Source organism: Streptomyces sp. NPDC039430 (assembly GCF_055639435.1).
In genome coordinates, this window is record NZ_JBVKAK010000005.1 from 175,927 (window position 1) to 196,068 (window position 20,142).

13 protein-coding genes are annotated in these 20,142 nt (G+C 65.7%); 5 read left to right on the top strand and 8 right to left on the bottom strand.

All coding sequences use genetic code 11. From position 1 onward, the window contains the following. Positions 1 to 265: 265 nt before the first annotated feature. Complete coding sequence (locus ACZ7LS_RS15130; RefSeq protein ID WP_385131214.1) at positions 266 to 799, bottom strand: hypothetical protein; 534 nt, start codon at positions 797 to 799, stop codon at positions 266 to 268. 427 nt (positions 800 to 1,226) lie between these two features. On the opposite strand from ACZ7LS_RS15130, the gene ACZ7LS_RS15135 reads away from it, so the two are divergent. Beyond that, positions 1,227 to 2,066, top strand: coding sequence for a methyltransferase domain-containing protein (locus tag ACZ7LS_RS15135; protein ID WP_382873821.1), 840 nt, complete (start codon positions 1,227 to 1,229; stop codon positions 2,064 to 2,066). 923 nt (positions 2,067 to 2,989) lie between these two features. Here ACZ7LS_RS15135 and ACZ7LS_RS15140 read toward each other — a convergent pair. Beyond that, positions 2,990 to 3,802, bottom strand: coding sequence for a hypothetical protein (locus tag ACZ7LS_RS15140; protein WP_385131216.1), 813 nt, complete (start codon positions 3,800 to 3,802; stop codon positions 2,990 to 2,992). A 1,204-nt stretch (positions 3,803 to 5,006) separates the two neighbouring features. Between ACZ7LS_RS15140 and ACZ7LS_RS15145 the strand changes: the two genes are divergently transcribed. The 3 genes from ACZ7LS_RS15145 (at position 5,007) to ACZ7LS_RS15155 (ending at position 12,563) form a co-directional block, all read left to right on the top strand. Next, positions 5,007 to 6,056 carry a hypothetical protein gene (locus tag ACZ7LS_RS15145; protein ID WP_385131218.1) on the top strand — a complete coding sequence of 350 codons (1,050 nt, stop codon included), beginning with the start codon at positions 5,007 to 5,009 and terminating at the stop codon, positions 6,054 to 6,056. A gap of 379 nt (positions 6,057 to 6,435) precedes the next feature. Next, a complete protein-coding gene (locus ACZ7LS_RS15150) occupies positions 6,436 to 7,161 on the top strand; it encodes a hypothetical protein (RefSeq protein ID WP_385131220.1) in 726 nt (241 codons plus the stop codon). Between the two features lie 392 nt (positions 7,162 to 7,553). Further along, the gene (locus ACZ7LS_RS15155) at positions 7,554 to 12,563 is read left to right on the top strand and encodes a hypothetical protein (RefSeq protein WP_385131223.1); all 5,010 of its coding nucleotides are present in this window, start codon (positions 7,554 to 7,556) and stop codon (positions 12,561 to 12,563) included. A gap of 39 nt (positions 12,564 to 12,602) precedes the next feature. Here ACZ7LS_RS15155 and ACZ7LS_RS15160 read toward each other — a convergent pair whose 3' ends face one another. From ACZ7LS_RS15160 to ACZ7LS_RS15175, 4 genes are all read right to left on the bottom strand, one after another. Then, the gene (locus tag ACZ7LS_RS15160; RefSeq protein ID WP_385371039.1) at positions 12,603 to 13,859 is read right to left on the bottom strand and encodes a YopA family protein; all 1,257 of its coding nucleotides are present in this window, start codon (positions 13,857 to 13,859) and stop codon (positions 12,603 to 12,605) included. 529 nt (positions 13,860 to 14,388) lie between these two features. After that, complete coding sequence (locus ACZ7LS_RS15165) at positions 14,389 to 15,000, bottom strand: C39 family peptidase (protein WP_385131229.1); 612 nt, start codon at positions 14,998 to 15,000, stop codon at positions 14,389 to 14,391. Continuing rightward, positions 14,990 to 15,985, bottom strand: a complete 996-nt coding sequence (locus tag ACZ7LS_RS15170) for a threonine ammonia-lyase (RefSeq protein WP_385131232.1) — start codon at positions 15,983 to 15,985, stop codon at positions 14,990 to 14,992. The genes ACZ7LS_RS15165 and ACZ7LS_RS15170 overlap by 11 nt, the downstream gene beginning before the upstream one ends. Next, positions 15,982 to 16,935, bottom strand: coding sequence for a D-alanine--D-alanine ligase family protein (locus ACZ7LS_RS15175; protein WP_385131235.1), 954 nt, complete (start codon positions 16,933 to 16,935; stop codon positions 15,982 to 15,984). Before ACZ7LS_RS15175 ends, ACZ7LS_RS15170 begins: the two co-directional genes overlap by 4 nt. A 141-nt stretch (positions 16,936 to 17,076) precedes the next feature. Between ACZ7LS_RS15175 and ACZ7LS_RS15180 the strand changes: the two genes are divergently transcribed. Continuing rightward, positions 17,077 to 18,477 (top strand): UDP-N-acetylmuramoyl-tripeptide--D-alanyl-D-alanine ligase, encoded by a 1,401-nt coding sequence (locus ACZ7LS_RS15180; protein ID WP_385131238.1) that lies wholly within the window; start codon positions 17,077 to 17,079, stop codon positions 18,475 to 18,477. A gap of 423 nt (positions 18,478 to 18,900) precedes the next feature. Here ACZ7LS_RS15180 and ACZ7LS_RS15185 read toward each other — a convergent pair whose 3' ends face one another. Beyond that, positions 18,901 to 19,197, bottom strand: coding sequence for a hypothetical protein (locus ACZ7LS_RS15185; RefSeq protein ID WP_385131241.1), 297 nt, complete (start codon positions 19,195 to 19,197; stop codon positions 18,901 to 18,903). Between the two features lie 211 nt (positions 19,198 to 19,408). Then, entirely contained in the window at positions 19,409 to 20,125 is a 717-nt protein-coding gene (locus tag ACZ7LS_RS15190) for a hypothetical protein (protein WP_385131244.1), read from the bottom strand. Positions 20,126 to 20,142: the final 17 nt, after the last annotated feature.

Genomic DNA, 20,142 nt, shown 5'->3' on the forward strand with positions numbered 1-20,142 from the left:
CAGCGAAGGCGGCCACAGCACTGACCGGGAACGTGGCCGCGCGGAGATCACCGTCCGGTGAACTGGCTGGCCGCGTGTACACCGAGGAGGTCATGCTCGACATCGAATCGGTGACGGGGATGTTGCCGATGGTTGTGCCGGTCGGTCAGTACGTCGAGGTCCTTCGTGGCGCGTTCGCGCCCGCACGAACGCCGCGGCCCGCTGCTGTCACAGCGTCGTTCAGGGGAGTGATCCACAGGTCCGGCAGATGCAGGTAAACCCTGGGTTACGAGCCGGTGGGTGCCGACACCGCCGTTGGCCCGCTGCGGGCGCCGGCCGCGCGAACGGGCCCCACCTCCGTCAGTTCCTTCACGCGTACGGCCGCGTCGACGATGAAGGGGTTGAACAGTTCCCGGATACACAGAAGCGGTCGGCCGTCACTGTCGAGGGTGTAGGTCTTGACCGCACACGGGGTGCCGTCCGGCCAGGTGGCCCGGCCGACGTGCACGATGCGCCTGCGCAGGACCACTTCCGCTTCGGCGAGCGCGAATCCGACCGGTTGCGAGGGGTCGGTGACCGCCTTGTCGACGCGCGGGTCCACTCCCGAGCGGGCCGCGACCGTGTTCTCCGACACGGTCTGTCCCGTGACCGTCAGAAGGCGGGAGCGGCGCAGAAGGCAGTTGTCGCGGATGTCGGGGCGCAGGGCTTCGCCGATGCCGGGCGGGAGAACGGTCGGCCGGACGGTCCGTACGCCGTCGGCTCGCGCCCGCAGGGGGCCGTGAACGAGCGCCTGCAGAACCTGCAGAAGAGGGGTGGTCATGCCGTCACCGCTCAGCAGCATGCGTGTTGCCGCAGAGGAGAAGACCATCGCGGCAGGATTCAGGCCGCGCGGCGCCGACTCGGTTCCAGGCTGGAGACTGGGGGAAGACACGAACATCCTCGGTCTGGTCGACAACGGTGATCGGCGGTACTGACGCGGACGGCGACGATCGCGGGCGCCGGCCTGGCGGGTCGGATCGTCACCGAACTGGGCTTGCCCTGGCGGGGAGCGGAGTGGTCGGAGTCGCCGGGAATGCCGACGGCCCGGTCCGCGCCCACTCGGAAGTGCCTGCGACAGAAGGGGGCGCGGGCCCCTTCCCACAGGCGCGTTTGCCAGAGCGCTCACCGCCAGGATACTGCTATCCGTGACGGATCAGTCACCATGTGTTGGGTGCGCGATGGCCGTGCGAGGCGAATCGAGGAACCACATGAGCAGAGCACCGGCCGCCGTACGCGACGTAGATCCTCCGGCGGCTGCCGAGTATCTGCTCGGGTCCTCCTGTGCCGAGCGTGAACGTCTCCTCGCCCAGTGCGCACTCCTGCGACCGGCCGCCGCCGCCTTTATGGACACGATTCCCCTGCCGCCGGACGCGGACGCCCTGGACCTGGGCTGCGGCCCCCTGGGCATCCTCGACCTTCTCAGCGAACGAGTCGGCCCCACCGGATCGGTCACCGGCCTCGACACCGACCACCGGATGACTGGCTGGGCCCGCGAGTCCGTCGGCCAACTCGGCCTCGGCAACGTGGAGATCCGCCACGAAGCCCTGCTGCCCGCCGCCGACGCGCACGCCCGGTACGACCTGGCCCACTGCCGGCTGCTGCTGATCAATACGATCGGCCCCCACGAGATTCTGGGCTCGATGGCTGCCGTCGTCAGGCCCGGCGGATGGGTCGCGGTTCAGGAGTTCGACTGGGCGACGTGGCAGTGCGACCCGCCCCACCCGGCGTGGAACCGCCTCAAGGGCCTGCTCGCCGGGGTCTTCGGAGGCGACGTCCACATCGGCGCCCGGCTGCCCGGTCTCCTGCGCGAAGCCGGCCTCACCGATGTCCAGGCCACCGCCCACACCTACTACTGGCATCCGGGCGACCGCTACCAGACCCTGCTCCTCTCCTTCGCCCACCTCTTCCGCGACCGCCTCCTGCACCACACCTCGCTCACCATCGAGGAATTCGACTCCCTCACCAGCACACTCCACGATCACCTCGGCCAACGCCACACCACCGTCCGCGAAAGCCTCCTCGTCCAGGCACGGGCCCGCAAACCCTGACCCCACCAGCCGGTACGACGCCGGCCTAGGCGGGCGGGTCATCACCGGGAGCACGTACGTCGGCCCCGGATGCTGAACGACGCGATCACCTTCCGCCGTGATCGCCCGCAGCGCGGCGGCGGAGCCACCCGAAGACGCGGGGGCATGGAAGCGAAGGGATGGCTGAAGACCACCGACTCGACCGTGCAGTAGCTCTGCTTGGCTTCCGGGTAGGCGAACAAGCCTGGGAGCCGAGATCGTCGAGGATGACCTGCTCCCGCAGGCTCTCCGTCCACTCGTTCGCCGGGCGAGCCCCTGGCCACGACGAAGGACAGCACCGTGGCCAACACCAGTCGCTCCGTTATGTCACGTCCATGGCACGCGGTCGGAAAAATGGTCTGGGCAACAAAGGAGGCCCAAGTCGCTGACTTGGGCCTTCGTCATGGAGCGGGTGACGAGAATCGAACTCGCGCTCTGAGCTTGGGAATCCACGGCGCTCCGGAGCACCATGGGGCTCTGGCCAGGTGTTACTTGGGTCTACGAGCTGCGCTGGATCCCGTTGGACTGACCGCTTCTGACCTTGGCGTACCGCCCTGAAGGGCTGGGATGGGGCTGGCTTGTGAATGGACGGAGACGGAGACGGCTCGGGCGGCCTGGGTCGGCACGACGAGGGGCGTCGCGTTCAGGGCCACGGAGCGGTGTGCTCGCGCGAAGGGGCGCATCCTTGTTCCAGGCTCTCCTCGAATCGCCTGGAGGAGCGGGTCTCTTGGCGATCGTCGTGCGCATCGCGTCCTCGGATTGTCCGGTCTGCTTCATTCGTGGACGGCCTTCGCCTCGTGTCGGGCTCAACCGGCACCTCTCATGGGGTCGGAAGAGCTCGAGTTCTCAGCTCGCCGTTAGTTGTATGTGCGCGGTCGCTGGTCGGATGTTGTCGAACACGGTGCTCACGAGTGGGACAGGTACCCGATCCCGGAGTCCGTGACCCACGTGGCAGCGCTGTCATCCAGCTTCCACGGGGCCTTCAACAACGTGGCTCGCAGTCCGGCGCGGTCCTGTACGGAATGTGGCTCGGCGCCAAGCTTTGTGCGCCATTCGCCGCCGGGGCCCCAGTGAGGGTCAGTCGGGTTGTCGAGGACGGAAACGTAACGCTCAACAAGAGCTGGCCAGGCAGGGTGTTTCCACCAACTCGAGCAGGCGAGAGCGCCATGGCACGCTGTGCGGAGCAGGCCGAATCGGACTCCCTGGTCTTCCATTTGACCGGCGAATCCGCCAACACTCAGATCTGCGTGGTCCTCATACTCTTTGAGGTCTTCCGCAGTACGTGCCAGTGCACCGAGCGTGATGCCAGTGGTGAGCTTGCGCTTGGGGTTTGTTGTCCACCGGAAGAGGCGGATGGCGAAGGTGTCCACTTCTTCGATGTCGACCTCAGCCAGTGCGATGCCACTGGCTGAGGTGATCCCGATCTCGGTGGTCCACCTGGCCAGCCGCCGGCGGATGGCATCCGTGGTGTGGCTGTTGATCCGCATCATGTCGCCGTCGGACAGCCGCCCTTCGGCATGCCAGTTCTCGACGCAGCTGTTGCGCCACGTGCTGTTGGTGATGCCGATCGCGACGAGGTCCAGCAACGTGCCCAGATCGTCGGGCTCGACATTGGCCTTGGCACGGAGCGTTTCCTCCAAGAGCTCCTCCGTCATCACGGCTTGAGCTTCTTCGATCATGCGTCGCGCCCCAGGGGACAGGCCATCCTCGTCACTCATCTCCGGCAGCCTCTCTCGCGCGTAGACAGGGTTGCCCCAGCGAGCGTAGGTGTAGGCGGCGACAGAGCCCATCGAGTCGATGCGTCCAGCAACCACGTGCGGCCGGGCTACCGACGACGCCGTGTTCCAAGTGAACTGTCTGTCAGCGTCGCTCCTCAGCTTCTATGGGTCAGGCGCAACGTCATAACGCAACCTCTTGAGTCGTGCGGGATGGACTAGAGGCCCCTCGACCGAGGCGAGATGGCAGGCTCGGAAAAGGCTGACAGGTCGCAGTCGATGGGTGGCAGCTGGAGTGCGGTGGCCGGTCGGTAGGACGAACCGGCGAACCCCCGGTGCCACTGCATTCTGCCTTCGTCCCCGTCCGGTAGTCGACGGGCAAGACGCAGGGGGAGTCACAGGGGATCCTCGTACGATCCGTTCCAGTGCCCTGCCCCGTCGGCGGGGCCGTGTCGGTGCAGAATCTCGTCGCCCTGTGGGATACGGATGTCACTGTGGACACGCGCCAGGTTGCCAAGGTGGCCCCGTGTCACTGGCCTGGGGCTTCTGCGTAGATCGCTTGATGAGAATCGAACTCGCGCTCAGAGGTTGAGAACCACTGCGCTCGCAGCAGTCGAAAGTGTCGGTAGACTGCCGGGCTCCGCGAGAGGTTGAGGCTAACTCGAGTGCAAGACCGACAGCGCGGCGGTGCCGCAAGTTCTAGGCGCCGCTCCGCGCTATCCAATTGGGACTACGCCGAGGTGACACCCTGACGCGGTCGGGCAGCTCGTTGCAGCGGTTGGGGAGCCAGCGGGCGGAGGTGCCATGACCCCGAAAGGCATTGTTTCGTAGGCGTTCGATCTCTCTACCTTGCCGCACGCGACTGTTGAGGGGAATCGTGATCGTCGCATTCTTACGGGGGCTGGTGTCCCTTCCGATGGTCGTCGTCAGTTTATGGATCCCGGTCCTCACGGTGCGCTATCTGCGTGCCCGAACGGCTTCCATAGCTACAGACGAGCCCGTACGCGCTGGCACACCGTGGGCCTGGACCCTTGGGCTCCGAAACAGGCGGGTCCGTGAGGCCAATCGAGTGTACGTACGGAATCTATGCGCCTACTACGACTGCTCTCACCGGGATCTGTGCCAACGCGTTGTGGGCCACATACCGTCCAGCCCGGTCGAACTGCGTCGTCGCGCGCTAAACCGTCGTGACTCCGCAGTTGGCCATATGCTCTACGCCGCGCGCCACGCTTGCACGCGCTTCGGTTTCGATACGGCGGCCGTCGACTGGCAGGCGATAGCTACCGCGCAGTTGCCTCCCCCAGCTCTGCGGAACTACGTCCGCGACGCGGTGGGCGCCATCCTCTTCCTGGTCTCGTCTGGGCTGTTGGCGTGGTATGCCACCGGCCCTGCGGCTCCGCACTGGTTCAACTCGTCGCCAGCATCTACCACTGCGTTCGACAGGGCGGGCGCTGCTGGGCTAGCCGTCGGCTTCCACGGCATCCTTGCGGTGTGGTGGCTTTACCGCCGATGGGCGGCGCGCTGGCATGCGTTCAGGTACTCGGGAGCGGACGCCCCAATAACCCTTGGCGTTGGGCTCCTCTTCGTCGCATCGTCCTTTGCTGATGCCGAAGCCGGCGCTGAACGCACGCGCTTATTGAGGGACGTGCACCGCATGGGCGCAGCACTTGCCGCGGCAGTCGTCGTAACTGGCCGCTGTGCGGCTGGCATGGCGCCCCACAGCCGACAGGTGAACGCGGTGATGAATACCGACACTGGCTCGTTTGCCCTCGGATTCGCGACCAACCGTGGCTTCGACCGCGCCACGCGTGTCCGCCTGCGGGGCGTGATGGAGCCGCACACGCGTCGAGTGGCTGACGCGTTGTTCGATTTAGTAGAACAAATCACCAGAGGAAAGCCGGATGCGCCGAAGGACCTGGCCGCCGCAGCGTTGCACATCGTCCAGGCATGCGCTCACGGTCGCTACCTGGCGTTGTTACCCGATGGCCAACTAGGCGAGGACCCCGGGCGAGACCGCGTCGACGGCCGTCGTCTTGCTCTGGTCGTCCTTGGCAGCCTCTCCGTCGCCGCCGCAGTTACCGCAGTCACGGTGCGCCTTATCGGTTCGTTCTTGCCTGCATGGTTCGGATTCGCTGTCTTCGCTGCCGTGTTTGCCTCGGCCCTATTGTTCACTTACGGGCAGAATGGGGCTGCTGCCCGCGTTGCTCTCGTTCGCGACACTCTTGCTGTGCTTCCCGGCGGGGGCGGGGCGCCGTAGACGTGGACTGTCTCGGCGGTCACATGGCGAGCGCGAAGAGCTGGAACCGGCGCCCACCCGTCGCGACCCTCAACCTGCCGCACGCGGAAACCATCATTCCAACAAGAGCCGAGCCTCCGTCAGCGAATCGACGAGGACTCATGAACTGCGGGGTCTCGCGGTATGTTGCATGCGCCACGCTCTGGCCTGCCCTGGTCTCCCCGCTGCGGACCCACGTTGAGGAGAGCAGCCTCTGTGGCTGCCGCATTTCCATGAACCGTGGCGCCGGTCCGAGACTGCGGACTCGTGGCCCAAGCGGGATACGGAAGGTGGGGGAGAAACTAAGATGGTGGCCCCGCCCCGAAGGCGTGGGCAGATCATAGGTGACAGGAACTACGGGGTGGGCATGGGCAACGGCGAGGGTTTCACTGAGATCTCGCTGAAGGACCTGGGCTCCAAGCCGAGGAGTCAGCAGGTCACTTCGGCATGGCAGTACCTCAGGGCGGCCCACTCCAGCGTCCAAGGCATCTTCGATGGCCTATCCGTGGTGCGTCGGGCCAGGGCCGAAGCGCGTGAAGAATTTCGTGGGCGCTTGGGCACCGATGAACAGAACCTGCTGCGTGCCGCGCTGGTGTTCACCTCCAGCGGGCTAGATGCTTGTTGCAAGCGCCTTGTCCGGGATGCTGCCCCATTGCTGATCGAGGGTAATGTCGACGCGGCGCGAAAGTTTGACGAGTATCTGGCCCACGAACTAGCCGTCGGCCCGTCCGATCCGGTCGCGACTGCGATCCGCAGCAAGACGCCCCGCGACGAGTTGATCAAGCTGTATGTAGCGGCACGGACGAAGGCCAGCATGCAGGGGAGCGAGGACCTGCGCAAACGAGTGCGTGACACTTTGGGGATATCCAACGCCAGGGTGTCCAAGCAGCGGCTCGCGCTGCTCGCCCCCTTTTTCACCGCACGCAATGACATCGTGCATGACATGGATTATGAGGACCCCAGCGGCTCTAGTGCGAAACGGCACACTCGGGCCATGGAGTCTGTGCGCGGCCAGTGCGACGAGGTGTTTGCAGTGGCGAGTGAACTCATTGCTGGTACCGCAGCGAATCTGCGATCTCTGCCATAACCTGCGCCATGAGCAGGTAGCCAGAGGTGGGTTTGCCATGCAGCAGAGCTCTTATCAGGAACGGTTGAACCGCGGCGACATTCCGTACCGCTGCGGTGAAGTCAGCAGCAGTCGAGGGCTACTCCAGACGCGGCGCCACTGTGCGGTCCCTGTGGAGATCAAAGTGCCGCGTCCAGTCACACCACGCCTCCGTTATGGATACAGGAGTGGCGATGGTCAGAATGCGGCCGGGAAGGTGCGTCCGTGGACGGTGTTGCCGATCGCCGCCGTCTGCTACCCGATGGCGTCTCGCCGCACCTTGGCCGGATCCGCGCGAGATTGCGGCGCCCGCCTGTGGGCTAGATATTGCGATACCCAGCCGCTGTGTAGGTGTCTCGCCGTATGCTCCATGGATGGCAGGGCGGGATGAAGCAGAGCAAGTGGCCAGTCCTTACTCCACGGGTGGTGGTGGCACCGTACTGGAACATCGCTTCGGCGCAGTCCTGTTGGCTTATCTGCTCCTAAGCGATCCGGTGCCGGCGCTCGGTGACGACGCGACGCCTGTGGCAGTGCGCTTTCAGGACAGTGGGTTCAGCCCTGTGGACGACCTGATTGTGGTTGGCGATACGGCTGATGGCGCACAGCGGCGGCTATCGATCGGTGTACGCCGAGCCCCAAGGTTCACGACCAGCGACGACTCCACGGCGGATCTGCTTGTGTCCTACGTACGGGTTGTAACCGATCACTGGGATCAGGTAAGCGCCGGCCGTTGGCGGCTAGCGCTAGCAGTGGTCAGCCCGAATCCGGCCGTACAGCAGGTGCGCGAGCTGGCTGTGATCGCCCAGGGACACCCTAGCGACGAGTCGTTCCGAGTTGCCGTGGAACAGGCGGGACGCACGAACGAGGCTGTTCGGACGCGGTTGTCCCATCTGGACGCGTTGGTCGCTCAAGCGGCGAGCAGCCAGAAGGTGACCACAGCGGAATCTGCCTCAGAGCTAACCTGGCGAATTTTACACATACTGCGGTTGTGGGAGTTGAGGCTGGAGGGGGTCGACGAGTCCGACCGTACTGCGGTTGCGGGGCGCCTACGAAGTATCGTGCCCAATTTCTCGGTGGTAGGTGCCGACGACTTGTTCGAGGCACTGGAGAGGCTGTCGCGACGTTTCGCCCCTGCGGGAGCGTTCGTCACCGAAAGCATGCTGCGCCGACAGCTCTCTGGGACGTCGATCGGCCGGTCCCCCTCCTACGCCGCAGCGTGGCATATCCTCGACACGTTGTCGGAAACCGCCGAGACGCGCGTGCGGTTCTCGTTGACAGACGTTGGCAACAGTTTCGAATTGGAACGGGCCCAAGCCTGGGATGCCTTGGCTGTCGAAATGAAGGCGGCCGCATCTCAAGCGACGGCGTTGGTCGTCGCCGGTGAGCCGGATACTGGCAAGTCGTCTCTGGCCTTGAGGACTGCCCGGCGACTGCGAGCTGATGGTGCAGCGGTCACCGTCCTGAACCTGCGAGAGATGCCTGCGACGCTGGTGGAATTGAATGCGCTGCTCGGTGCCAGGATGGCTGCGGTGCTGGGTGCCTCCGCCGTGGGCACCGGTCGCCTGCTGCTCGTGGACGGCGCGGAGTCGGTGCTGGAAGGCCGGGCTCCCATGCTGTCCGACCTCGCCCGAGCGGCCATGACCGCCGGACTTGGTGTGGTGGCAGTGACCCGCACCGACGGCTCGGGAGCTGTTCGTGACGTGCTCAGACAGGCGGCACAGAACCAGGAGCGGGACGGCCAGGCTCTTGAGGACCTTGTCCGCGAGCATGAGGTGCTCCCACTGACCTCTGCGGAGATCAAGCAGTTGATCGAGATCTTCCCCCAGCTAAGGCCATGGGCTAGCGACGAGCGGGCCACGTGGCTGCTGGGCCGGCTGGGCCTGGTTGACATGCTGTTGCGTGCGGGCCCGGACGTGGCAGTGCCTGAAGGAGCGGCGTCGGAGGCGGACCTCTTCGCCGCTGTCTGGTACTACCTGGTGTGCCGCGGCGGGATGATGCCGCAAGGAGCGCCATCTCCTGACGCTCGCGATCAGACTCTTCGAGCACTGGCACGGCGCGAGCTGCTGCCTGGCGGGAATTCGGCGACACCGGACGTGGCCGCGCTGCCTTCCCTGCGTTCCGACGGACTGCTGGCTCCACTCAGCCCGACCAGCGCCTGGAACTCGTCAAATCGGTTCGCCACTGATCTCGTACGAGACATGGCCATTGTGCGCGTGTTCATCACGGATGGCTTCGACCTCCTATCAGCAGCCGGAGCACCACGGTGGGCACTGCGTGCTGCACGTGTCGCCTGCCAGGCTCACCTGCTTGATAGCGACGACCTCAGGCGATCGTTCAGCCGCCTTCGAGCCGTCTTCGAACAGATTGCGACGGATCATGGTGAGCGGTGGTCGGATGTGCCGTGGGAGGCAGTGCTTACGCTTGGTGGCGCCCGGGAAATTCTTGGCCGGACATGGCCTGAGTTGCAGGCCGACCGACAAGCAGGGTTGCGCACAGTGATCAGACTGGCCATGCAGCGCTATGCCACACATGACGTCGGCGACCCTGTAGTACTGGGACCTCTGGTCGAGTTGACCTTCTGCGCTGACCGCAACGCTGACTCCGGCGACAGATCACGCACTGAGAGTGACGTTGGCCGTTCCGTCCGCGAAATCGTACTGGCCTGGCTGCGTGGACTAGTCAGTACCGACAATGGCGAACATGTCTCACTTCGCCAGTCGGTGCGGGATCGCATCCTCGCCGCTGAGCCGGAGCCTTGGGACGAGTTCGCGGTGGAAGCCCTGGCGATGCTCGGTCTCGATTTCGATGAGCGAGCTGAGGCGTTCCTGAGAAGGATCGCCGACGACGGAGGCGCGCATCTCGACCCTGCGGTGGAGCATTTCTGGCCCGCGGTGATGATGGCCAAGCATCAGCCGGACCTGCTCTTGACCTTGACGGAGTCCTATTACAAAGAACGATACGACGTTGAAGAGGACAGTTACGGCTGGCCTGGGTCGCACCCTTTTGCGGATGGTATCCGGCGTCACCGCGGCGGGGTTGGCCTCCTTGGGCGTATGGCGGGCTGGCGTTACGGCCCCTTCTGGCAGCTGCTGACAGTCCGGCTAGTTCCGACGCTGGCGATGATCAACCGGATGCTTGACCACGCCGCGTCCGTCCGCGTCGGAGACCACGACGACTTCACGCGGGTGCCTGGAGAGGAGCTTCCCGGTGTAGATCTGGATCTGCCGGGAGTCGGCGCCCGGCATTGCATCGGAGACGGACACGTGTGGGCCTGGTATCGGGGATCCAGTGTTGGTCCCTATCCGTGCATGAGCGCGCTGATGGCGGTCGAGCGCCTCGCGGATCAGCTTGTCGAGATTGTTGACGCTCCGTTGGACCGGGTCGTCCAACTGCTTTTGCGTGACTGTAACAACCTGGCCATGCCCAGTCTGGTGGTCGGCTTTCTTGTACGTCATCTAGAGCAGGGTGGTCATCTGCTGGACGACTGGCTGCGTAACCCTGCGGTGTGGCAGCTGGAGTTCGCACGAGCCACCGGTGAAGGAGCGCTTCACGTTCAAGGCCCGGACGCCCCCGATCTTGTCGGGCGCGAACGGCGCCGCAGCACTCTTCGTGATGTAGCCGCTGAACTCACCATTCGCGCGGCCGTCGCCAATGACCAGACCAGGCTCGACGAACTTGCCGATATCGGCGAGGAACTTGTTCGTCATGCTGAGGAGCTTGTCGCTGACTCCCAAGGAGGCGAGGAGGCTGATCGCTTCGTCACTTCGGTTCGGGGGTGGGCGGCCACGTTCATGCCAGAGAATTACCGCCAACAAACTGATGAGTCTGGCAACCTGACCGTGCAGTATGAGCACCCGGAGCCACTGGCGACCCGTCTGCGGCCCGAAGCGGAAATGCTCGCCCGCACCAGCGAGGCGTTGCGGCTGCAGAACACCTACGCCAGATCCGCCGATCGCGCTGCCCCGGTGGACGCACTGTTGGCCGACATAGGCGTTGCCCAGTCCTTCGGCGACGATCTGCCTGACGCTACGCTTAACCGATTTGACCCGATCGCCGCCGTTGCTGCGGCTGCTGCTGTCGCCCAGGCTCAGGGGCGTGTACGGGTGCCCGTTGATGATTTGTGCTGGGCGACGGATGTCCTGATCGAGGCGATCTCCGAACCGAGTCGTGCCGAGTACGTCGAGTCTTCCTTCTACTCGACCGGCGCCGATCGTTCCGCAGCGACTGGTCTTCCAGCGCTCCTAGCCGCAGCGGTAGACATCAGTGGGCTTGATCGCCAAGCGATTATCGGTGTCTTGGAACGCTGCACTACCAACCACTTCGACGAAGTCCGCATCGCCTTCGCCCTCGGTACCGAACGGATCTGGACCGCACCGTGCGACACCGGCCTCGAGTCCGGTGTGTGCCACCACGAAGCGGTACTGACCGCCGTGCGAGCGGGGCTACGGGACTGTCGCCTCGGTGACTGGGAGCCTGTCAGCGGGAAACGCGGTTGCCCCCGGCTCGACGGCCCCCACGAGCAGACCCTGCCCCAGGTCGAGACAGAGCGGCTCTACCTCACCTCCATCATTCCGCCACTGATCGCCGTCGTTTCCGCGTCCCGCAGCGACACCTGCGTGGCAGAGCAGGCGAGCAGGCTCGCTGAGGTGGTGATCGACGCCCACGCCCGCGCTACCGACCACTGGGCTAGAGAAGGTTTCGAGAACCGACACAGCAAACACGGCGCCCGCGTGATCGTCGACCTAGCCGTTAGCGGGGACACTGGACCGCTGACGGCGCACGTGCGACGGTTTGCCTCCAACGGCCGCGCCTTGCGTGACCTCCTAGATGACATTGCCGTGTTGTTCACCTACGACGATGCCATCCGCCCGTCCCTTTTGAGCGTTTGGGCCGTCGCTTTGGAGGCCGGCTTGGACGCTATCGGTGACGGGAATGAGCTGCACGCCGACCGCCACTGGGCTGACTACGCCCTGGGGGCACTACTACCAACCCCTACGATTGACGTTAGCGATGCCGACATCGACGCAACCCTGGCCCGTGCCCGACAAGGCTGGCTCCATCCCGACTCCATCGCCCCCCTCGTGGCCCGCTGGATATCGATCAGCCGCCATGAACCCAAGGCCCTCGACGCGCTTGCACAACTTGGAAAATGTGCTCCGTTCGAATGGCAGCGCGAAACGGGGTTGATCTGGGCCGAGCAACTGGCTGACGGTGTCTACAGCGGCCTTGCCAACCAATGCTGGTATCTCACCGAATGGCTCGAGACAGTCCACTCTCGCGATGACATGCTGCCGGAACACATCACACGTTGGCGACGCCTCGTCGATGGGTTGGCAGCCGCAGGTGACCACCGGGCAGCCAGACTGCAACGAATCGAGGAATGACTATAGGTGCATTCTCGATAATCCTTCGTGACGAATTCTTTATGCCCAGGGGACTTCCTCGACCTCACCGACCCAACGGTCAAGCTTTGCGAGGTGAGAGTAAGGGCCGCAGTAACCAATGGATTCCAGAATAAGTAGAGTCAGGTAGTGGCGGGTGAGTAGCCAAGTTTCGGTGACCAATCCTGGGATTTGATATACGAGGTCTTGTGAACCGCTGGGATGTACCAGTTTGTTGCGGACCCAGGTCGCCGCATCCGGACCGTCCATCTGCACTCCCTCCTTTTGGCGCCTCATTGTGACGAGTTGCGCCAGGGCTGGAAGGCTCTCTTCTTCGATCGACAGGGGAACTCTGATGTCTGTCAGAACTTCCCGCAGGAGTGAATGTGCAGGGCGCCCCTTGTACTGGGATCGGCTCATGCGCCCGCTCAGCACGAGACGCTCCCACATAACGTGTTCCAGGCCGGCAGCCCCGATCATTACCCGCTGTTCAACGAACCCTGCGTCGTGGGTCGCGGAGATCGCGTAATTGAGCTGAAGTCGAAGTGGCTCGACTCTCTCGGGGTCGGTGAAGGCGCTGACCAATGCATCGAGCAGCATTGGCAACTCCCTGTTGCCCAGGGCGCTCCACCATCCACTGCTGTTCTTTCGGGCAGGCTCGCAGTGGCGTGGCCCCCACTCCTCCCATGCGATCTTGTCGTGCTTATCGAGTCCCACGGGGAGGAACGGCGCAACCCATCGGCCAAGTCCGAAAGACAGGCCGGTGTGCAGAGCGGTCAAGACGGGCTCAGCTTCGCCTGCGGTGAAGGTGGCGCCGCTTTCCCTGGAGATCTCCATAATGTGAGTCATTACGAAGAGATCGGATTTCTGGAGATCTTTCCAGACTGCTTTGTGGTCAGGGCGCACGTCGATGATAATCTTCCATCCATCGACTTCATGTTCCCACCGGGCGCCCGGATGAATTCTGTCGCTCAAACTTGTTGACTCGGCCAGGTGGTGTTGGCCGGGGAAGGATGGAATATTAAACCAGTGGGCGATGATTCGTTGCAGCGGTGCTGATTGGTCCCCGAGGGTTGTCCCGTTGACCCAGCCGTCGAACTGACCGCGGACTGCAACGGGGACGGAAACCTCCCCATGGGGGCGGCGCAACTTTAACGTCAGAGAATCGCGAAGTCCGAAGAAAACATCCGGAGTTGGATTTAAGTGCCATTCGATACGTGGCTTCGGCGAGCAACGAAGTTCCACGCAGCCGACGACCTCTTTGTCGGTGATGCCGCGTACAGGACCGTCGTGTAGCACGACGGCCTGTCCTGGTGCGTTAAAGGCGTAAACTCCTTTTAGGGGTTCGGCGGTAGGGTTTTGCCGTGAACTACTCATCTATCGGCTTTCTGTATTTGCGTGGTGTGTGGCTTTCCTATAGGATCGACCGCTTAGTGTAACTTGCTGCTGGCGCGCGGCTGGTGCGCTGCCAGTAGCGGTTGCCGTACTTGATGGTGATGCCTAGGCGTAGCCGATCGGGCATCTGTCTGCGTACGCGATCACGGCCACGAAGCCCGGTTCGGTGCCGCTACGGTTAGGTGTTCGCCGAACGCGGCGGCGAAGGTGATGAACATGCGAAATTCGATGGCGGGCGCATTGGTCATGCGGAAGCTCTCAAGAGAGCAGTGTGCTCGTCCCTAGTCTGTACCGTGGTGCCGCCGCAGCGGTAGGTGTCGAACTTGGCGGTCGAATGGTCGCCGACCGCCGACAGGGCCAAGGAGCCGAGTTCGGCCTAGTCATAGAAGGCGCCCATCCATGCCGGCCACTAGTCGACGGGGTCGGCGCTTGGTCAGGTCAGGGACACTCCACGGTTGCCGAAGAATTCGGCGAACTTTGTCACGGGCAGGTTGGCTGTCCGGGTTTGGTCGGTGTGGCCGGAGGGGTTTCGGAAGTGCACGGTGTCGCCTTGGCGGCCGGTGATGAGGACGAGGTGGCCGCCTTTGCCGGGGGCTGGGGTCTCGGGGCGGCGGATCTCTTTGTGGACGGAGGCCATGACGAGGCGCCCGTCGTCGAGCAGGGTGAGCAGGTCGGGGACGGCCACGGTGGGGTGTACCTGTGCGTTCAGGGGGTGGGTGTCTTGGACGTACTGGGCGAAGGGGGCGTAGATGAGGCCGTGGATGGTTCCGGTGTCCGGGTTTTCGGTGTAGGCGCCGTATTTGCGTGCGCCGTCGAGGAGTTCGAAGAGGGTGGGTGCGTTGCCGGTGCGGGCGAGGAGTGCCATGCGCAGGCAGGCGATGCCGCACATGTGGCCGCACCACCGGCCGTAGGTGTCGAGGTCGGGGGCGCCGGATTCGGCCCAGCGGGGGTCCGCGTCGTGGGCGCGGCCCTGGTAGGCGAAGGCGGCGATGAGGTCCGGGCTGGCGTACTGGGTGATGGTGGGGAACGGGTGGTCATCGGGCATGTGAGGGTTCCTTCCGGCGGGTGCTCTGGCTGATCAGGCGGTGGAAGGTGGGCCAGTCCACGCCGCCGCCGGAGATCACCACGCCGATCATTCCTGACTCGTGGGGGACGAGGCCGGCAAGGACGGCGGCCAGGGCGCAGGCGCCACTCGGTTCGGCTACGACTTTCAGGTGCCGGAAGGCGAACGCCATGGCGGTGGTGATGTCGTGGTCGGTCACGGTCACGACCGCGTTGAGGAGTTGGGAGTTGACGGCCCAGGTCAGGGGTGAGGGGCTGCTGTGTCCGAGGCCGTCGGCGATGGTGGCGGGGGTGTCGGGCAGGGCGATGCGCTGGCCGCAGCGCAGGGACAGCAGGGTGTCGGCGCCTTCCTGCGGTTCGACGCCGATGACTTTGATGCCGGGGTGGAGGTGTTTGGCGATGGTGGCGGTGCCGGCGGCGAGGCCGCCGCCGCCAACGGGGACGACGAGGGTCTCGATCTCGGGGTGGTCGGTGAGGAGTTCGAGGGCGGCGGTCCCGGCGCCGGCCATGATGTGGCGGGAGTTCGCGGAGGGGACGACGGCCAGGCCGTCGCGGGCGGCGATCTCGGCCACGAGGGCGTCGCGGTTCTCTGAGTCCCGGCGGTAGGTGACGACTCTGCCGCCCAGCGCGCGGATGCCTTCGACTTTCGGGGTCGGGGCGTCGGCGGGGATGACGACCGTCGCCGGTACTTCGAGGAGCCGGCCGGCCAGGGCGAGGGCCTGGGCGTGGTTCCCGGAGGAGGCGCCGATCAGGCCCCCGGCGCGTTCGGCCGGGGTGAGGGATGAGGCGTGGTGGTAGGCGCCGCGGAACTTGAAGCTGCCGGTGCGCTGGAGGCTTTCGGCCTTGCAGACGACCGGCCAGCCGGCGGCCTGGTCGAGGGAGAGCGCGGAAAGGGCCGGAGTACGGGCGGCAACCGGTGCGAGGTTGGCGGCGGCTTCTTCGACGTCGCGGGCCGTCAGTTCGGTCACGGCCGGTACCCCGCGTGGATGGTGGCGGTGGCGAGGATCGTGCGGACGAGCTGGTCGTAGTCGATGCCCGCCGCGTCCGCCATGGTGGCGAGGTTCCCGGTGCGGGAGAGGCCGGGCAGGGTGTTGATCTCCAGCCAGACCGGTCCGGCGGGGGTGACGATGAAGTCGGAGCGGGAGTATCCGGTGCAGGCTAGGGCTCTGTGCGCGGTGAGCGCGGCGCCGGTGATCGCGTCGAGAGTGGCGGTGGGGAGTTCGGCCGGGCACCGGTAGCGGTATCTGTCCTTGTCACGTTTGGTGGCGTAGTCGTAGAACTCGGCGTCGGTGGGCAGGGTCTCCAGCGGCGGCAGGGCCACTGCGGAGCCGTCCACCTCCAGGATCCCGCAAGTCACCGGTGTGCCGGTGGTGAACGGCTCGGCGAACCAGCCGTCGGTGGCCTTCACCCCGGACAGGGCTGCGGCGAGTTCGGCGGTGTCATGACAGACCGTCATGCCGATGCTGCCGCCCTCGGAGAGAGGCTTGAGGATCAGAGGGAAGGCGATCCTGCGGGTGATGGTCTCGGCGATGGCGTTGCTGTCGCGGGGCGGGAGGACGACGGACGGCAGGACCATGACGCCGGCGGCGCTCGCGACGGTCTTGGCGAGGGTCTTGTGCATGCCGATGGCGGATGCTGTCACGCCCGAGCCGGTGTAGGGGATGTTGAGGGATTCGAGTAATCCCTGGAGTTTGCCGTCCTCGGCGTACTGCCCGGCGATGGCCAGGAACGCGATGTCGGCGCTGCGGATCTGGTTGGCGAAGGTGGTGTCGGCGGCGTCGAGCAGCACGGTGCTGTAGCCCTGCCGGGTGAGGGATTCCTGGGCGGCGCGACCGGACATCAGGGACCGCTCCCGTTCGGTGGACCTCCCGCCGGACACGACGGCGATACGGGTACCGGTTTCAAGGGACTGCGTCATCAGGTGGTGCTCCTGTTTCTGTTTTCTGGGTGTTCTGGCCGGTCTCGGATGTGCCGGCCGGTGAAGGCGCTACGGTCGCAGGACTGAGCCGAGCGGCTGTCTCCCGTGCCGGGCAAGCCCTGCTGATGCGGAGTGCGTTACGTGATCCCCCTTTCGCTCGAAGCCGTCGCGACCGCCGTCGGCGGCCGTCTGTGCGACGTACCGGATTCCTCCGTGCTGATGACGGCGCCCGCGGTCGTCGACTCGCGCACGGTCGAACCGGGCGGTCTGTTCGCGGCGCTGCCCGGTGAACACACGGACGGGCACGCCTTCGCGGCGACCGCGGTGAAAGCCGGTGCGGTGGCGGTCCTCGCGACCCGTCCGGTCGGTGTCCCGGCCGTGGTCGTGGAGGACGTGCTGGACGCGCTCGCGGCCCTGGCCCGTACGGTGCTGGCCGCAGTGCCGGAGGTCACCGTGATCGGGCTGACCGGCTCGGCGGGCAAGACCAGCACCAAGGACCTGATCGCCCAGGTGCTTCCCGAGCTCGGGGAGACGATCGCCACGGTGAAGTCGTTCAACGGCGAGATCGGGATGCCGCTGACGGTCACTCACCTCGACCAGGGCGTTCGCTACCTCGTGCTGGAGATGGGCGCCCGCGGCATCGGCCACATCACCCACCTGACACGTATCGCCCCGCCCACGGTCGGCCTGGTCCTCAACGTCGGCACCGCCCACGTCGGCGAGTTCGGCGGCCGGGAGCAGATCGCCCAGGCCAAGGGCGAACTCGTCGAAGCCCTCCCGGCGGACGGACTGGCAATCCTCAACGCCGACGACCCACTGGTCGCCGCCATGGCATCGCGGACCCACGCCAGGGTGCTGACGTTCGGTATCGACAACCAAGCCGACGTACGCGCTGTGGACGTCACCCTCGACACCTCGGGCCGGGCCTCGTTCACCCTCACCGCAGCCGGCACCCGGGCGAGGGTCGATCTGTCCCTTCACGGCGCGCACCATGTGGCGAACGCCCTGGCCGCTGCCGCCGTCGCGATCGGGCTGGGCGCTGGCGTGGATAAGACGGCAGCGGCGCTGTCCCGCGCGGTCCTGGTGGCCTCGGGGCGCATGGAGGTCACCGACCGGCCCGACGGAGTACGGATCATCAACGACGCGTTCAACGCCAACCCCGACTCGATGAAAGCGGCGTTCACCGCCCTTCAGGCCATGTCGGGCGGGCGCCGGACCATCGCGGTCCTGGGAGAGATGAAGGAACTCGGCGCCGACGCCGGCGACGAACACCGCCACGTCGGCCAGCTCGCCGCCGCCGCAGGCATCCACGTACTGATCGCGGTCGGCGACGACGACGCACGGACCATGGCCGCCGCCGCCCAGCAGGCCAGCCCACAGCTGAAAGTGGTGGCCGCACGCGACCGAAACCACGCCCTGACCCTGGCCAACGACCTGATCCAGCCCGGAGACATCGTCCTGGTCAAGGGCTCCCACAGCGTCGAACTGGAACACACCGCAAAACGCCTGGTCCACCCCGGCACGATGGCCGGCGACCGCTGAGGGCCGGGACATCAGCACCACTCCAGCCGGGCGAAACCCCCTGGCCACCGCGTGCTTGAGAACGCCCGGGTCACACTCCACATCGACCACCACCCCGGGGCGGATCTATGCGACGGCCGGTGGCCTCGTGGTGGTCGGCGGCCAGGCGCGCGAGGCGCGTCCGCACTTCAGTTTCGGTCGCCGGAGTGAGGGTTTCGGGGGGTGCGGCGTGGTTGATGGCGTCTCGCAGGGCATCGAGTTGCCGGAAGAGTTCGCGCTGGGTGATGTGCCGGCACCAGGCGTTCTCCGCTCTGCTCAGGAGGAGGTGGAGGCGGTCGGCCAGGTTGGGTGGGGGCGGGTTGAGGATGCGTCGCACGTTGCGCTCGTAGTTGCTGAGAGGTTCCTTCCGCCGTCGTGTCCACGACAGGCGGCGGCGCACGCCGCTCATCCCCGGACCGCGGTGGCGGCGGTGAGGGCGAGGAGGAGCCCCATGACGCTGAGGTAGGTGTAGAGGCCGTGGACCAGGACGGGGTGCTGGCGGCGCATGGTCTTGAGTGCGGCCAGACCTGTCTTGCCCTCGGACCGCGCTCGGACGCCGATCACGGAGATCTCCACCGACGCCCTGCTGACGGGCCTGCCCACGGCGTCGTCATCGTCGGCGTCGAGGAGGGTGTCAATGAGGCTGTACGGCTCGTAGTCCTTCCCGGTGCGGGATCTGCTCGGGGACGGCAAGTCAGGCATGGGTGGTTGGCTTTCTTCTTGGTTGAGTTCGCCCCGGCTGCCCCCGGCCGGCTCCTCCAGGCGGAGGCAGCCGGGGACTCAGAGCAGGCTGGCAACGGCCTGGGCGCAGTTGGTGAGATCGGCCGGGCCGGAGTACAGCGGTGAGGGGCCGCGACCCTGCGAGCACTTGTTCACGGGGCGGGAGAATGGTTGAGATTCGCCTGTGCGAGGGCTATGCCAGAGGCATGTTGGGAGGCGAGGTCTCTCGACTGTCTGCGGAGGGCTCCGCAGCGATCCGTCCGGCGAGCCGCAGGGTCTGGTCGACGGTGAGGCGAAGGCGCAGTTCGTCCTCGGCGTGCGCGCAGCCGGGTTCGGCCAGTACGCCAACTCCGTGGCCCACCACCCCGGTCAGCAGCAACCGCATCCTGCCCGCCAGTTTGGACATGCCCCTCGGGCGGTGCAGCTTGAGACCTTTGGCGATGTCGCCGGCGCCCAGGACTGTGCCCAGCTGTACGGCCGTCGCGAGGTTGTCGGAGTCTTGGATCACCAGATCGACCGAGCATGCGTCCAGGACCGCCACTTCCCCGTTCAACTCGTGTTGCGCGAGAGCGCCGCGTAGCTGCTCACCCACCGACTCCGCGTAGATGAAAGGCCCGAGCCACCGCTCCACCAGCCGGTGGACACCGGCCTTCGAGCGCGGCGAGATCACCAGATACCCGTCGTCGTCGTAACAGGCCGCCGCGTCGACATCCTCCGACTGCAGCCAGGCCGTGGCTTCCTCGGGGTTCGGGGAGAACGGCACCCGCGTCCTACTGAGCGGCGTCAGCTCCAGCAGGGTCTCACCGTCGCTGGTTTCACGCAGTTCGACTCGTCCCGTGACGCCGGCACGGCGCACCGCCTGGGCGAGGACGCTCTCCAGCGAAGAGAGGTCGGATTGATCGGTGATCACGAGATGCCTTTCGAGAA

Excerpts from the sequence above, each read along its gene's own strand:
- ACZ7LS_RS15140 (WP_385131216.1), bottom strand. The coding sequence starts at position 3,802 with ATGAGTGACGAGGATGGCCTGTCCCCTGGGGCGCGACGCATGATCGAA.
- ACZ7LS_RS15155 (WP_385131223.1), top strand. The coding sequence starts at position 7,554 with ATGGCAGGGCGGGATGAAGCAGAGCAAGTGGCCAGTCCTTACTCCACG.
- ACZ7LS_RS15145 (WP_385131218.1), top strand. The coding sequence starts at position 5,007 with ATGCTCTACGCCGCGCGCCACGCTTGCACGCGCTTCGGTTTCGATACG.
- ACZ7LS_RS15135 (WP_382873821.1), top strand. The coding sequence starts at position 1,227 with ATGAGCAGAGCACCGGCCGCCGTACGCGACGTAGATCCTCCGGCGGCT.
- ACZ7LS_RS15165 (WP_385131229.1), bottom strand. The coding sequence starts at position 15,000 with ATGCCCGATGACCACCCGTTCCCCACCATCACCCAGTACGCCAGCCCG.
- ACZ7LS_RS15130 (WP_385131214.1), bottom strand. The coding sequence starts at position 799 with ATGACCACCCCTCTTCTGCAGGTTCTGCAGGCGCTCGTTCACGGCCCC.
- ACZ7LS_RS15175 (WP_385131235.1), bottom strand. The coding sequence starts at position 16,935 with ATGACGCAGTCCCTTGAAACCGGTACCCGTATCGCCGTCGTGTCCGGC.
- ACZ7LS_RS15185 (WP_385131241.1), bottom strand. The coding sequence starts at position 19,197 with ATGCCTGACTTGCCGTCCCCGAGCAGATCCCGCACCGGGAAGGACTAC.